Annotated in this window: 11 protein-coding genes and 1 pseudogene; 6 read left to right on the top strand and 6 right to left on the bottom strand. The window is 51.6% G+C overall.

The window, feature by feature from the left end:
- Window positions 1–46: 46 nt before the first annotated feature.
- Complete coding sequence (locus tag K5E19_RS15380) at window positions 47–265, bottom strand: cold shock domain-containing protein (RefSeq protein ID WP_012543040.1); 219 nt, start codon at window positions 263–265, stop codon at window positions 47–49.
- 278 nt (window positions 266–543) lie between these two features.
- On the opposite strand from K5E19_RS15380, the pseudogene cspF reads away from it, so the two are divergent.
- From cspF to K5E19_RS15365, 3 genes and pseudogenes are all read left to right on the top strand, one after another.
- Window positions 544–756: pseudogene (gene cspF / locus K5E19_RS15375) on the top strand (cold shock-like protein CspF).
- Between the two features lie 75 nt (window positions 757–831).
- Window positions 832–1,002: a YnfU family zinc-binding protein gene (locus tag K5E19_RS15370; protein ID WP_305955329.1), complete on the top strand. Its 171-nt coding sequence runs from the start codon at window positions 832–834 to the stop codon at window positions 1,000–1,002.
- A gap of 155 nt (window positions 1,003–1,157) precedes the next feature.
- Window positions 1,158–9,740: a GH36-type glycosyl hydrolase domain-containing protein gene (locus K5E19_RS15365; protein ID WP_221551993.1), complete on the top strand. Its 8,583-nt coding sequence runs from the start codon at window positions 1,158–1,160 to the stop codon at window positions 9,738–9,740.
- 19 nt (window positions 9,741–9,759) lie between these two features.
- On the opposite strand, the gene K5E19_RS15360 is transcribed toward K5E19_RS15365, so the two are convergent.
- Window positions 9,760–9,993, bottom strand: a complete 234-nt coding sequence (locus K5E19_RS15360; protein ID WP_004132711.1) for a hypothetical protein — start codon at window positions 9,991–9,993, stop codon at window positions 9,760–9,762.
- A gap of 93 nt (window positions 9,994–10,086) precedes the next feature.
- On the opposite strand from K5E19_RS15360, the gene K5E19_RS24400 reads away from it, so the two are divergent.
- The 3 genes from K5E19_RS24400 (at window position 10,087) to lpxP (ending at window position 11,786) form a co-directional block, all read left to right on the top strand.
- Window positions 10,087–10,323 carry a YnfU family zinc-binding protein gene (locus tag K5E19_RS24400; RefSeq protein ID WP_350308983.1) on the top strand — a complete coding sequence of 79 codons (237 nt, stop codon included), beginning with the start codon at window positions 10,087–10,089 and terminating at the stop codon, window positions 10,321–10,323.
- A 79-nt stretch (window positions 10,324–10,402) separates the two neighbouring features.
- Window positions 10,403–10,675 carry a hypothetical protein gene (locus K5E19_RS15350; RefSeq protein WP_016239704.1) on the top strand — a complete coding sequence of 91 codons (273 nt, stop codon included), beginning with the start codon at window positions 10,403–10,405 and terminating at the stop codon, window positions 10,673–10,675.
- Between the two features lie 202 nt (window positions 10,676–10,877).
- Complete coding sequence (gene lpxP, locus K5E19_RS15345; RefSeq protein ID WP_043017487.1) at window positions 10,878–11,786, top strand: kdo(2)-lipid IV(A) palmitoleoyltransferase; 909 nt, start codon at window positions 10,878–10,880, stop codon at window positions 11,784–11,786.
- 253 nt (window positions 11,787–12,039) lie between these two features.
- Here lpxP and K5E19_RS15340 read toward each other — a convergent pair whose 3' ends face one another.
- The 4 genes from K5E19_RS15340 to K5E19_RS15325 form a co-directional block, all read right to left on the bottom strand.
- On the bottom strand, window positions 12,040–13,104 hold the full coding sequence (locus K5E19_RS15340; RefSeq protein ID WP_221551992.1) for an alpha/beta fold hydrolase: 1,065 nt from the start codon (window positions 13,102–13,104) through the stop codon (window positions 12,040–12,042).
- Window positions 13,105–13,211: 107 nt separating this feature from the next.
- Entirely contained in the window at window positions 13,212–13,796 is a 585-nt protein-coding gene (locus tag K5E19_RS15335; RefSeq protein ID WP_221551991.1) for a flavodoxin, read from the bottom strand.
- A gap of 9 nt (window positions 13,797–13,805) precedes the next feature.
- On the bottom strand, window positions 13,806–14,567 hold the full coding sequence (locus tag K5E19_RS15330) for a carboxymuconolactone decarboxylase family protein (protein WP_221551990.1): 762 nt from the start codon (window positions 14,565–14,567) through the stop codon (window positions 13,806–13,808).
- Window positions 14,545–15,024, bottom strand: coding sequence for a cupin domain-containing protein (locus tag K5E19_RS15325; RefSeq protein WP_221551989.1), 480 nt, complete (start codon window positions 15,022–15,024; stop codon window positions 14,545–14,547). Before K5E19_RS15325 ends, K5E19_RS15330 begins: the two co-directional genes overlap by 23 nt.
- Window positions 15,025–15,034 lie beyond the last annotated feature (10 nt).

The raw sequence follows: 15,034 nt of genomic DNA, 5'->3' as shown, positions 1-15,034 counted from the left end.
TCTACTCAGGAATAATCCTTCATCGTTATCGCAGACCCACAATGATTTATTTATCGCAAAGTGTTACGTTTGCAGCAGCAGGACCCTTGTCTCCGCGGTGAATGGCGAATTCAACTTTCTGACCTTCAAATAAAGTTTTAAAGTTGTCGCCATTAAGTGCAGACAAATGGACAAAGATATCTTTGCTGCCATCAAGAGGAGAGATGAAACCAAAACCTTTGTCTTCATTAAACCATTTAACCAGGCCCATAATTCTAGAGGTCATACTGACTCCGTTATACATGATTGTATTGATAGTAAACGTATAAGATTAAACGTATGTACTCAAAAGAGGGGATATCAACGATAGCGCCTGGTAATGAGAACTGCCCGGAAAATTTCTAACTTTCATTAGTACATCGAACTGATGGGATTCATTAAGGCACAGGGAATCGATATAAGCAAATTATCTTTTAGCCGTCCAGAGGTCCTGTAGGGAAAATAAAAGTGGCTGAATGCCATTTTCAATGTATAGTCTTTAAGTGTTTTCAATAAGGAATTGACTTGTCCCATAAAATGACAGGAATTGTCAAAAGCTTTGATATTCTTAGTGGTAAAGGCCTCATCATCCCATCTGATGGACGAAAAGACGTTCTGCTTCACATTTCAGCCGTTAACTCTCGCTAATCAGAATTACTCATCCCTGGAAGCCGCATAGAGTCTTGCCGGATAAACGGTCTCAGGGGGCCTGTGGCTGCGAACATTTATCTTTCCTGATTTTCAGTATGTCAAAATAGATAGATTAAAACTTAACCACATGTGGTACGGTGAAGCTCATTCATTGAAAGGTTAATGGTTATGTCTGTTATCAATTACGCAATGAAATTCTTCAGCAGTGCGTCTACTGCCACTGCTGCCTGTCCTGTTTGTGGCTTAAAATCAGTACAACCGTTGTCAAAAATCCGGCTCAACCAAACCATGCTTTGCCCCGGATGTAAGGCTCTGTTTATCTCCCGACGCTAGCTCGACCAAAATCGCAGAACAGAGCTCATGTCCTATACTTATGTTAGATTCCGGCAGCTGTTAAATCCCTGATGCCTGACGCCCATCCTGAGAGAACGTTTCTGAACTGATTTCGCAACTGCTCCTGCGCGCTAACGTCGCATCAGAGCAATGCTATGAAAATGATCCCCAGAGCGTGGTTTAACCGCTCCCGTATTCTGATGAATGCTGCCGAAAACATAACGTTTTCGGCGAACGATCCTGCCGGTGAAAGCTCGCCGCGGTCAGAACTCTTTTCGACCGTCCAGATGGAACGCTACGGCCAGAAGCTGGCGCGGACTCATAAAGTATCACCGGATAGGCATCCTTATTATCTTCTGAAACGGCTTGGCGACAATGAGGCCGTCATTACCCAAAACTGCTATGAGCTTAACGCGGGTAAAAAGACCAGTATCATGCCCGCCGGTGAATGGCTGCTGGACAATTATTATCTGATTGAGGAACAAATCCGCACTGTCCGCCAGCATCTGCCGAAAAGCTTTGGCAAAGGTCTTCCGTCGCTTGTATCGCCGTTGAATTGCCCACGAATTTATCATATTGCATCAGAGGCCATTGCTCACGGCGATGGCCGCTGGGATGCCGCCAGCCTGACCAGCTATCTCACTGCCTATCAACAGGTGACGCCGCTGACGCTGGGTGAAGTCTGGGCGTTACCGGGAATGCTGCGCCTTGCGCTGATTGAAAATCTTCGTCGTATCAGTATGGAAGTGATAAAAGCGCAGCAGGACAGAAACCTTGCTGATACGTGGATAACAAGGATTGTCGAATGTGCAGAGAGTGCGCCTGGTGATTTAATCATGGTGGTTGCCGATATGGCGCGCTCCCGACCTCCGTTAACCAGTGCGTTTGTCGCAGAGCTGGTGCGGCGCCTGCAGGGGCATGGCAACGCGCTATCGTTACCTCTAACCTGGGTTGATCAGTGCCTTCGGGAACAGGGGATCACCACTGACGTTCTCATACATAGTTTCAATCAGCAGCTTGCCGCCAGCCAGCTGTCCGTCAGTAACAGCATCGCGGGCCTGCGTTTATTGAGTGAAACGGACTGGGCTGATTTCGCCGAAACGATAAGCGTTGTCGAACAGGCATTACGCAATGATCCTGCCGGCATCTATCCCCGGATGCATTTCAATACCCGGGATCATTACCGGCACGTAGTTGAGGTTCTGGCCAGAGACAGCGGTCTCAGCGAGCCTGAGGTTGCTGAGAAGGCGCTGGCGTTTTCAGAGGAAAAAGCGCCTGATACACCGGAACATCATGTTGGTTATTATCTTGCGGGCGAAGGTCGACAGGCGCTGGATATTCATCTCCTGGCAGACGCCTCAAGGCTCATACGCTTGCGGCACAGTTTCAACAGAATAACCCTGCTGTCATGGCTTGGAAGCCTGGCGTTGCTGACAACCGCAGCGACCGCAGCAATATTGCACGAAACCGCCATGCAGGGCGCAGACTGGCTATTGATCGCGGTGATATTACCTCTGATTATCGCATTAACTCAGTTAATGAGCGATTTGCTCAGTGATGCAACCACCCGTTTTCGCGTTCCTCGACCCTTGCCTGGGATGGATTTTTCAGCCGGTATTCCCGCTGACAGTGCCACCATGTTAGTCATTCCCTGCATGTTGACCAGCCACGAAAGTTTCAGCCAGCTCCTCACCAGTCTTGAAGTCTGCTGGTTGGGGAATGAAAACGAAAATCTCAGGTTCGCGCTGCTCACTGATTTTGCTGATTCTGAAAATGAACCCTCGCCGGAAAGTCACGCACTGCTCAGACAGGCTATCGCCGATACGCAGGCGCTTAATCGCCGCTACCCCTCCGGCCGACCACGTTTTTATCTGTTACATCGCCAGCCTGAATGGAACCCCTCGGAAGGCGCGTGGATGGGCTATGAACGCAAGCGGGGAAAACTGGCGTTACTGAACAGCTGGTTGCGCCATCCCGGAACGCAATTCGTCAGCGTTGCAGAGATGCCTGCCCACCTTTTACCGGGTCACATAAAATACGTCATTACCCTGGACAGCGATACGGTGCTCCCGCGCGATACGGCACACAAACTCGTCGCGACGATGGCGCATCCGCTGAATACGCCTGAGTATGATCCGGTACGCCAGAGGGTTGTCAAAGGATTCGGTATTTTACAGCCCGGTCTTGCGGAGGAGATACCACGCAACGGTCAGGGGCGTTACGCAGCCCTGCGCAGCAGCGTACCGGGCAATAACCCTTATTCGATGATGTCTTCGGATATTTATCAGGATCTCTTTGGGGAAGGCTCGTTTGTGGGCAAAGGGATTTACGATGTTGATATTTTTATGCAGGCCACTACGAACATCTGCCCGGAAAATCTGGTACTCAGCCACGATCTGCTTGAAGGATGCTATGCACGTTCGGGTCTGCTGAGCGAGGTGTTACTGTACGAACAGTACCCTAATAATTATCTGTCGGATGTTGCACGACGTTCACGCTGGATCCGGGGTGACTGGCAACTGCTTAACTGGCTAAAACCACGCGTCAGAAAAGCCGATGGAACCCGGGTCAGGAATCCGCTGACCGCGCTTTCTTACTGGAAATTACTCGATAATCTACGTCGCAGTCTGGTCGCCCCCTCCTTACTGATATTGCTGTTCTTCACTCTGCTTTGGGTACCCAATCAGGTTTACTGGCTGGGCATACTGTTGCTGATATGGTTGTTGCCAGCCATCCTCTGCATTAGCCACGACCTTCTGCATAAACCTCTGCGTCGCCGCGTGAAGTCGCATCTGTTACTGGTGGGGGCGGGCGCGCTAAAGCGTCTGTCAGGTATCAGCCTTAATTTTGCGATACTGCCGCACGAAGCCGGATATTCGCTGAAAGCGATCGCCGTGACGCTATGGCGACTGGGGATAAGCAGGCGTCACCTCAGCCAGTGGGTCAGCCACAGCCAGGACAGCAGTCAGGCCAGACCCACTGTTGCACGTTTTTATCAGGCGATGTGGCTGAACGCTGCCGGTGGCGTGGCGCTGACAATACTGACCGGACAATTTGCCCCACAGCTGCTGGGGATTGCGTTACCGATCGGTTTGGTATGGTGTGTGGCACCGCTGCTGATGAGCTGGCTGAGTCGCCAGCCCGTGCGAAAGGTTTTTTCGCCTAATCAGGAACAAAAACAGCTGTTACGCCAGACAAGCCGTGAAATCTGGGCTTTTTTTGAAACATTTGCCACAGCAAAAGAGAACTGGCTTCCGCCTGATAATTATCAGGAAATACCACAACCGACGGTGGCACACCGAACTTCTCCTACCAATATTGGTCTTTCACTTATGGCTAACCTGACGGCATGGGACTTTGGCTACCTGCCTGGCGGAGAGGTGCTCCGGCGCGTGTCGCTCACGCTCGACACGATGGATAAAATGGAGCACTACCGGGGCCATCTCTACAACTGGTATGACACCCGTACGCTGGTCCCCCTCAGTCCACGCTATATCTCCAGCGTCGACAGCGGCAATATGGCCGGGCATTTATTGACCCTGCGTGCAGGCCTGTCCGCCATGCGTCATCAGCCTGTTTTAAGCAACCAACAGATACTGGCAGGACTGAACGATACGCTGGATATTCTGGAAAAACAGTGGGGTAAGAACCCACCTGACAGCCTGAGACTGCTGCGCAAGCATTGCCTGAACGCGGTGTCGCTCTCTCCGCAGGCGCTTTTCAGCGAACTGAAAAGCATGCGCACCCAGTGCAACCATCTGACCAGCGCATGTCATCAGGGATCTCCTCTTCAGATGCGCTGGGCTGGACATCTGGAGCATCAACTGGTTCAGCTTTGCCATGAGTGGTCTCTGTTGCTTGGCTGGTTGCCTGCATCCTGGAATGAACAGACGCTGCCGACGCTGAGCGAGCTTGCCCGTCCGACATTAACCGGTACAGGAACGCCTCCGGCGTCAGTGGCGGAGCAGGCCCGAATGCGACTCAATATTATCACCGAGCTGGAACAGCGGCTGGATGAGCATGCCCGGATGGATTTCGCATTTCTGTACAGTGAAGCAACCAGTCTGCTCAGCGTCGGTTATAACTGTGACACCAATATGCCTGACAAGAGCCACTACGATCTCCTGCCGTCTGAAATCCGCCTGACCAGTTTTCTTGCCATTGCGACTAATCAGCTGCCTCTTAAAAGCTGGTACGCGCTGGGTCGATTGTTTACCACAATTGATAATGAAACTGCCCTGATGTCATGGAGCGGATCCATGTTTGAATATCTGATGCCGAATCTGGTGATGCCCACCTGGCCCGGCAGCCTGCTCGATGAAATGAGTCAGTCGGCGGTTATGCGCCAGATTCACTGGGGGAAAGAACGCGGGGTACCATGGGGTGTTTCAGAGTCTGGCTATCATGCTTTTGATGTTCAGCATAATTATCAGTATCAGGCATTTGGCGTACCGGGGCTCGGTCTGCGCAGGGGACTTGCCGATGACATGGTTGTCGCTCCTTACGCCACGCTGCTGGCGCTGATGGTTTCCCCGCAGAAAGCTTGTGAGAACCTGTTCAGGCTGCAAAAAAATGGTGCATGCGGAGAATACGGTTTTTATGAAGCGCTGGACTATACCCCCTCACGTCTTGCAACCGGTCAGCTCTATGCGGTGGTACAGTCCTGGATGGCGCATCACCAGGGTATGGCATTTCAGGCGCTGGCTCATGTGCTGCTTGATGCCCCCATGACTGAACGCTTTATGTCCAGTACGGTATTCCGGTCAGCGAGTCTGCTGTTACAGGAGCGCGTGCCGGATGCGGTCGATCTGTACAGTCCGCGCCGTCATTTTGAATCTCATGAGGGCATGGTCAAACCCGTTCGCTATGAACCCCGTATTTTCTATAGCGTGGATACCCCCGCCCCGGATATTCAACTCCTGTCCAACGGCCATTATCATCTGATGTTGACCGCGGGCGGCGGCGGTTACAGTCGCTGGAATGATATTGCACTAACGCGCTGGCGCAGTGATACCACCCGTGATAACTGGGGAGCATTCTGCTACATCCGCGATACCCAGACGGGAGATGTGTGGAGCAATACCTGGCAACCAACAGGCTACACCAGCGGACAAGACGAGGAAGTGTTGTTCACCGATGCGGGGGCAGAATTCAGACGCAGCTTAGGGGGACTCAGCGTCAAAACTCAGGTGGTGATCTCTCCGGAGGATGATGTTGAATTGCGACGGCTCACACTGATTCATCGTGGTCGCAAACCTCGCTCTCTGGAGCTGACAACCTATGCTGAAGTGGTACTGGCACCTGATGTCAGCGATCTGGCACACCCGGCATTCAGCAATTTGTTTATTCAGACTGAGCTGGCTCCTGAGCGTGACGCTATTCTTTGCCACCGGCGCCCGCGCTCACCGGATGAACCGGGCCCTTGCCTGTTTCACATGATGGTGGTGCATGGCGATAACCGACATAACGTGTCGTTTGAAACGGACAGGGCAAGATTTATTGGACGTGGCAGAAACCCTGCGAATGCCCAGGCAATAGAGACGGGAGGGATGCTAAGCAACACGTCGGGCTCGGTGCTGGATCCGATACTGGCAATTCGCAACGCCATCATTCTGCAGCCGGGGCAGCCGGTTACGATTGATATCATTTATGGCATCAGCGAGACCCGTCAGCAGAGCCTGGCGTTGCTGGAGAAATATCGCGATTACCCTATCGCCGATCGCGTCTTTGAACTGGCCTGGTCTCACAGTCTGGTGGTATTGCGCCAGATGAACGCCAGTGAAGATGATGCCACGTTGTTCAATTGTCTCGCCAGCGCTGTGCTTTACCCTGTCCAGGAGCTGCGCGCCGAAGGCCAGGCGATCGGCCGCAACCGGCGTGGCCAGTCCGGACTGTGGGGCTGGGCAATTTCAGGGGATCTGCCGATAGTGCTGCTGAGTATAACCAGCGAGGAAAGTATCACCTCAGTGACCACACTGATTCAGGCACACCGTTACTGGAGACAGAAAGGGCTGAATGTTGATTTGGTTATCCTGAATAACAGCCCCGGCGGCTACCAGCAGGGATTACAAAATCAGATTATGGAGTTAATTTATGCCGGGTCTGAAGCCAGTCTGCTGGATAAAAAGGGCGGGCTTTTTGTCCGCAACGGTGAGCATCTCTCTGCTGAGGATAAGTTGCTTTTGATGAGCGTGGCCTGTCTTTATCTTGATGACCGCGCAGGGGGTATTATTGAGCAGCTTAACCAGCGTATTCATACCCTGAAATCGCCGGCAAGGGCATTCATTCCGCGTGCTGTGCGCGAGCGTAATCAACATACGGACTGGAGCCCTGATACCAGTCAGTTATGCCATTTCAATGGGTACGGTGGATTTTCTCAGGATGGGCGGGAGTATCAGATCGTCCTTCGGGAAAATGCGCTTACACCGGCTCCCTGGTCGAACATACTGGCAAATTCCCGTTTTGGCAGCGTGATCTCAGAGGCAGGGCAGGCCTATACCTGGTATGAGAATGCCCATGAATACCGGTTGACACCGTGGGAGAACGATCCGGTGAGCGATCGCAGCGGCGAGGCATTTTACCTGCGCGATGAAGAGAGTGGGGAGTGCTGGTCGCCGACGGCTTTACCTGTTCGCGGACACGGTGATTACCTGACCCGCCATGGTTTTGGCTACAGCGTTTTTGCCCATCGTGAGAGTGGTATAGACAGCGAGTTGACGGTCCTGGTTGCCGAAGCGGATCCGGTTAAACTGGTGCTCCTGACACTCAGTAACTCTTCGGGACGGACACGTCAACTTTCCGTCACAGGCTATGTAGAGTGGACGCTCGGAGAAACACGAACGCGCTCAGCCCCTCACATTGTGACACATGTGGCCAGAACGCCCGGCGGCTGCGGGGTGCTTGCGAATAACTTTTATGGTGATAATGGTGGCGGCCGAACTGCATTTTTTGCCGTCAGCGGTAATGACTGTTCTCTGACAGGGGACCGCCGGGAGTTTATTGGTCGTAATGGTTCCCTTCACGCCCCTTCGGCCATGAAACTGCAAAAGCTTTCTGGTAAGACGGGGGCCGGTCTGGATCCCTGCGGAGCGGTGCAATCGGCGGTTACATTAATTGACGGGGACCAGAGGACGTTTATTTTTATCCTCGGCACAGAGGAGAATGATGTTTGTGCTCAGGAGACGCTGGCCCGCTACATGAACGAGGATACGGTCCGCCAGGAGCTGAACCGGATTCATAATCACTGGCACAATGTTCTCGATAAAATCGTAGTTAACACCCCCGACACGTCCGTAAATTTACTGGTTAATGGCTGGCTGTTGTATCAGACGGTCGCCTGCCGTCTTATGGCCCGGAGTGGCTACTATCAGTCTGGCGGTGCATTTGGTTTTCGCGATCAGCTGCAGGATACGCTGGCTCTGAGCCACGCTGCTCCGGACCGGATGCGTGAACAGATAATACTCTGTGCATCACGGCAGTTTATCGAGGGGGATGTGCAACACTGGTGGCACCCGCCACACGGCAACGGTGTGCGTACCCGCTGTTCCGATGACTATCTTTGGCTGCCGCTTGCTGTTTGCCACTATGTTGAAACGACGGGGGATATGGATGCACTGGAAATACGCATTCCTTATCTGGAGGGACGCTCGCTTCAGCCTGGTGAAGAGTCTGTCTATGACACGCCGGTCATCAGCGGCACCGAAGAGACACTCTGGTTACACTGCGTCAAAGCTATTCACTATGGACTTCGCTTCGGGGAGCATGGCCTGCCGCTGATGGGGGCTGGTGACTGGAATGACGGGATGAACCGGGTGGGTATCGAAGGCAAAGGTGAAAGCGTCTGGCTGGGCTTCTTCCTGTACGACATTTTGCAGCGGTTTGCAGCGCTGGCGGAGCGCAGGCTGGATGAAAGCGTCGCCGCGATGTGCCGTTCACAGGCTCTGCGCCTGCAAAGTAATCTCGAAGCCCACGCCTGGGATGGGGAATGGTACCGGCGCGGGTATTTTGACGATGGTACTCCCCTGGGATCGAAAACCTCACAGGACTGCCGGATTGATGCGATTGCGCAGAGCTGGTCTGTATTGTCCGGCGCCGCGAGCCCGGGACGGTGCGCAAAGGCCATGCAGGCGCTGGATAAGCACCTTGTGGATAACGAAGGAGGGCTGATCAAACTGTTAACGCCTCCTTTCGACGGACACGGCCCAAATCCGGGCTACATACAGGGGTACCTGCCCGGTGTGCGGGAAAATGGAGGGCAGTATACGCATGGCGCCATCTGGGCAGTAATGGCCTTTGCCCGAATGGGGAATGCCGAACGAGCCTGGCAACTCTGGTCAATGCTCAACCCTATAAATCATACCCTGAATGCGGACTCTGTCGGGATTTATAAAGCTGAGCCTTATGTCATGAGTGCTGATGTCTACAGCGTCGCTCCCCATACCGGACGTGCAGGGTGGAGCTGGTATACCGGTTCCGCAGGCTGGGCCTGGCGTTTACTTACCGAGGAATTACTGGGGATAAAACGTTCCGGCACTGACTTTAGTGTTCATGCCAGGTTACCGGATGAGTGGTCGTCTTTTTCTATGGCATATCAATATGGTGAAAGCCATTATCAGATTAGTGTTTCACGCGGCGATGCAGAATATTGCGTGACGCTGGATGGTGTTCTCCTCCCTGATGACAGAATACCGCTGAAGGATGATGGACAAAACCATACGGTTGAGATCATTCAGAACTGACACTGATCCCGGAGGTGCATTAACGTCTGCCGTTAATGCGCTGATTATCCCTGAGAACATCAATCGCAGTCTGCATGGCGATTTTGTCATCCCGCCTTTTTTGTTTGTCCTGCATGACCTGAAGGTATTCCAGCAAGGTGCGGGTATTAATCGGTCGGCCCTGTTTACCCACAGCCAGCACGGCTTCGCCAAGAATAATTTTCACAGGCGGTAGTTGTGCCGGATACCAGTCAAGGGTGTCTTCTGATTTCATCTTAAATTTCTCACGGAAGGGTAGTGTACCATAAATCAGACGTTCAATTTTCAATATCTGATAACCTCATTCAGACACAACTTAACATAACTTATGCCAGTTATTTTTATATTAAAGCGTATAATAATTACTGTGTTCCTCAGAGAATTATTTATGTCTTATACAAATGGGCTCAGGTATTTTAAAGAAAGACCGGTTCATGTTGCCTGCCCGGTATGCGCACACAGAGCCGATCAGAAAGCAGGTAAACTAAGAAAAGATGCGGTTCTTGAGTGCCCTGCCTGCGGACTGTTGTTCAGACCTTCAGAATGCTGGTGTATCGGCGGCTGATCAGCTTCTGCCACTTAACGTCAGTGATGTCGGAAAATGACAACGTTCCTCGTGTACTGCAGTTGTCGAGGGTATTATAATGAAATCTAAAAAATCTGTTTTTATTGAAGGACATATCCTGTCGAACAGCTGTCACGGACAGGCTGGCCAACCTTTCTGTATTCACCGGGTCAGGTTTAGTAATGGTAAATATGCGATTATTCGGGTGGCATCCGGGATATGTTTCAAACCAGGCGAAATTATTCAACGAAACGATTGTGAGTGGTTTTATAAACTTACCAAAATTCGGCTTCTTTCTTTTGAGTACCTTGATGATGATGAATCAAGAAGACAATTTCTTGAGTATCAATGATAAAACATGAATTTATAACAGAATAACTTTGCTGGCTTACAATTCACTCCTGACTCTTTAAATCCTTTGCCAGTCATTGCAAAAATATTTTTTCCTGAATTTAGATGAATTTAAATTATCTAAAACAAAATGTATCGCTAAAGACGAATTGCCTCATTGTTTTCCTTTTGCGTTATAACCTTCATTAGCATTAAGGAAATTTATGGCACAGACTTTTACTCATAATTTACTTCATCCTCGTCACTGGCTTACCTGGTCTGGTTTGGGTCTGCTGTGGCTTCTCGTTCAACTTCCTTACCCGGTTTTACATATTCTGGGCTCTGGCCTTGGAAAAATATCCAGACCCTTTCTGAAGCGCCGGGAACGGATTGCGATTAGAAATATCGAACTGTGCTTTCCCGAGATGACACCGTTTGCCCGGCGCCAGATGGTCGATAAGAACTTTGTTTCTCTCGGGCTGGGATTGATGGAAACAGGAATGGCCTGGTTCTGGAGCGATGCGAGAGTCAAAAAATGGTTTGATGTCGAAGGGCTTGAAAATCTGACCGGTGCGACAAGGGGAGTAATGGTTGTCGGGATTCATTTTATGTCCCTTGAGTTGTGTGGAAGAGTAATGGGGTTATGCCATCCTATGATGGCAACGTATCGCCCACACAATGATCCATTAATGGAATGGGTACAGACAAAAGGGCGTATGCGTTCAAATAAAGCTATGATTAATCGACGTAATTTATCTGGTTTTGTTCATGCGCTAAAAGCTGGTGAAGCCGTTTGGTTTGCACCAGACCAGGATTATGGGTCTAAAGGAAGCGTTTTCGCACCTTTTTTCTCGGTAAAAAAAGCAGCCACGACGAACGGAACGTATGCTCTGTCAAAACTCGCTGGTGCACCCTTGATCACACTTAGCATGGTTCGACGTAGCGATAAAAAAGGTTATCACATGTATATCAGCAATCCGTTGGCAGGCTATCCTGGGGAAGACAAGGTCGCCGCAGCGGCTTATATGAACAAGATCATCGAGCGTGAAATTCTCCGTGCCCCTGAGCAATACCTGTGGATGCATCGCAGGTTCAAAACGCGTCCTGAAGGCGAAGTCTCTTTATACAAATGAACCACTCTGCTTGTCATGAGCCAGAATCTATCTTTCTTGCCACTGCGTATTTGTAAAAAATTTGATAAGGAATTTCCGATCGGATTCATGTTAACGATGGCTTAACTGACAACCAAGGTTAATCAATTGAACCGGTTCGGATTTGAAGGTCCGCTCTTCGCTCAAAGCCGATCGTCACGTTCCCATTTTATTTTTTTATAAAACTGATGTTTGTTTTGAGCCTTCATTAATGAAGGCTCGCTATTATCTCGTCCTACTGCAGATCTTTTTCCTTCAGGAATTTACTCACCAAATCAGCAATCTGCACATTATTTAAATCAGAGAACGGGAAGTGGGTATTTCCTTTGATTCCCACTTCAGGCAGATGTGTCACCGTCACATCACCGCCATGCTTGTTCACCACGTCACGCCACTCCCGAGCCATTGCCAGGCGTACGCGCCAGCTGTCCTGCGCAGGCATGGTGACAGGCTTATCCGGTATATTATCGCCGTAAATAATCAGAATCGGGATTTTGGTCAGTGCCATAAACTGTTCCATTGGCTCAGGCTCACCCTTCAGCGTGTCAAACGCGCTTGGCATAGGGGCAGGGAGTTCTTTTTCCGGGAAGACAAAGCTGCTGCCTGGCTCGAAGGCGACAATGGCTTTGACCTTGTCATTTTTCATCGCAGTGTACCAGCCTGGTCCGCCCCCCTGAGAGTGGGTGAAGAGGATAGCGGGGCCGGATTTATCCACGACAGCGGACATCGCATCAGAGATCACATTGATATCAAACGGCCCGGTGTTCGGGGTCATCTGACGGAAATACTGGTTCAACGCTTCTTTGTCATGAGAAAACTGAACACCTTTAAAATACTCTGGCCACACGCCAACTCGGAACTGGTTAAACCACATTTGTTCATCCGGTTTAGGCGTAACAGTACCTTCTACAGTCGTGCGCCCGGCGCTGCCCCGGCGTGGTTGATCGACAAGATAAGTTGAGAACCCGCGACGCAGGAATATGTTCTGGAACCCTTCGCGACCATCCGGGGTACTTTCCCAGGTACGGGAGAACTGACCAGCGCCGTGCAGCATGACGATAGGATATTTATGCGGATTCTCCGGGATTTGGTAGAACACAGACGCATGATCGCCATGCCAGGTTTGGCCAGTTGAATCCAGCGGCTTTTTCGCATCAAATGTTCCTGGGGCGGTAATGATGGTGCCACCAGCAGAAAAGCTTCCTTGTTCCTGAATGACCAGCGGCTCGGCATAGACCGACTGAGCCACCAGGCCACCCGCCATTACGCAGATGGCCAGCGTTTTTAAGATTGTCTTCAAGATGACATCCTCTGTTATGTTTGCCGTTCAATCATATCTGAGTTGTCCGCGTTAATTATTTAGCACCCCTGATTGCCCTTATTTGGCAGACTCATGAATGCGGACGATTAACTGCGTATTGTCTCTAACCAGCTGGTGACCGTTTCAGTGGTTCTTCGCTCCTGGTCGCATTCAATGACCAGCGGTTTTTCCCGACGCGCAGTTGGGGCGAGACGGGCAAGGATGTCGTCGCTGTCTCCTTTACCGTAGCCACCGTGAGTAATGAAGGGGATGAGTAATTTGCCCCCAAGGTTGTGGCTGCTGAGAAATGCTTGCACGACAGGCGGCACGCTGGTCCCCCAGATCGGAAAGCCTAAATACACGGTCTCGTAGCGTGAGATATCTGCAACGCTATTTTTTAATGCGGGTTTGACTCCCCGCTCACGCTCATTTTTCGCCTGTTCAACGGTCTGAAAATAGTCTTCCGGATAAGGCGTAGCCGGTTCGACTTCAAACAGATTGGTATTCAGGCTGCGGTGAATGACGCCCGCAATGACTCGTGTATTTCCGCTGCGGGAAAAGTACGCCACCAGAACACGGCTTTTACCCTGCACGTTTGTGGTTTCGGTCGCAGCTGATGCCAAAGAAACGTTCGCCAGCGTCAGCCCGGCAAGTGCGGTGATTAACATTCTGCGGTTGGGATCATGCTCCATAACCCACTCCTAATTGTTTGCGAGCGCCTGCTGCAGCGCCTTTTCAGCTCGCGTTGCGGCATCACTTTCGCCATGTTCACGCAGAACCTGTGCCAGCTGGCGCAGCTGCGACGCCGTCAGGCCGACCCGCATGCTTGCTCGCGTATGCGACAGCAGTTGTGATTCGACGCCCGGCGTGGCCGCTAATGCGCCAACCGTTGCCAGCTCACGGCTTTGCCAGTCGAGGTTATCACGGGCGAAAATGTCGCCGAAAAGGTGCGTTTGCAGGAACTGGTTAATCACCGGGGCAAAATCAAACAGTGGGCCCTGGACGGGAGCGCCTGAGATTTTTGTCTGGTTTGCGGTACCGACACGGCGAAGCTCATCCCCGACAGGGATCGGGGCAATCGGTTCTTTACCCTCAACGTCTTTGATACCACGTTGTTTACGTGCTTCGACGACCTTCATCAGTTCACTAAGCGCATTCAGGCTACGGGGGAAGCCCGTATAGGCATAAAGCTGGACGAGAATCTCTTTGGCTTCGTTTATCGTGAGTCCGGCGTCAAGACCCTGATTCAGGGCTGCATTCAGCTTATCCATCTGGCTGCTGGCCATCGATGCCGCAATCAACGGGATGGCCTGTTGGCGGGCTGACAGCGTATCTGAAACCTTTTGTTCGTGGTTCATTTCTGAGGCTCCTTTATTGACGGGCGCAGCATGTGCCGCGAGACCAAAACCAAAGGTCAGCAGTACCGCTGCCGTTAATGCTTTAATGGGTGTGGTATTGTTCATCTGTCACTTTCTCCATCCAGTTAACGCTTTTGCCATCCACAATCCCGGTTATCGCCAGATGCGTCATCGCGCTGCCGGGGGCCGCCCCGTGCCAGTGTTTGACGCCCGCCGGGCAAGAGACAACGTCACCGGCGCGGATAACCTGCACCGGCTGGCCTTCTTGCTGGGTGAGCCCAACACCCGAGGTCACAATCAGCCGCTGACCTGCCGGATGCGTATGCCAGGCGGAACGAGCGCCGGGTTCAAACGTGACATAAGCCCCGGAAACAGGGATGTCATTATCCGGTTTGAAGAGAGGATCAACCCTGACACGACCGGTAAAGTTCTCGGCTGGCCCGAACACCGCATTCTGACTTCCTGCGGGGGCGATATGGACAGCGGGATTTTGTTCCGCTGCCCAGGATGAAAATGTGAAGAAGGGCAGTAACAGCCCGAGGTAACGTAAATGTCCAATCATGCAAAGCGTC

Origin of the sequence: Enterobacter sp. RIT637, assembly GCF_019718755.1 — a bacterium.
Classification (GTDB): domain Bacteria; phylum Pseudomonadota; class Gammaproteobacteria; order Enterobacterales; family Enterobacteriaceae; genus Enterobacter.
Note: the sequence above shows the minus strand (reverse complement) of the source record. Positions and strands in the feature narration are given on the sequence as shown.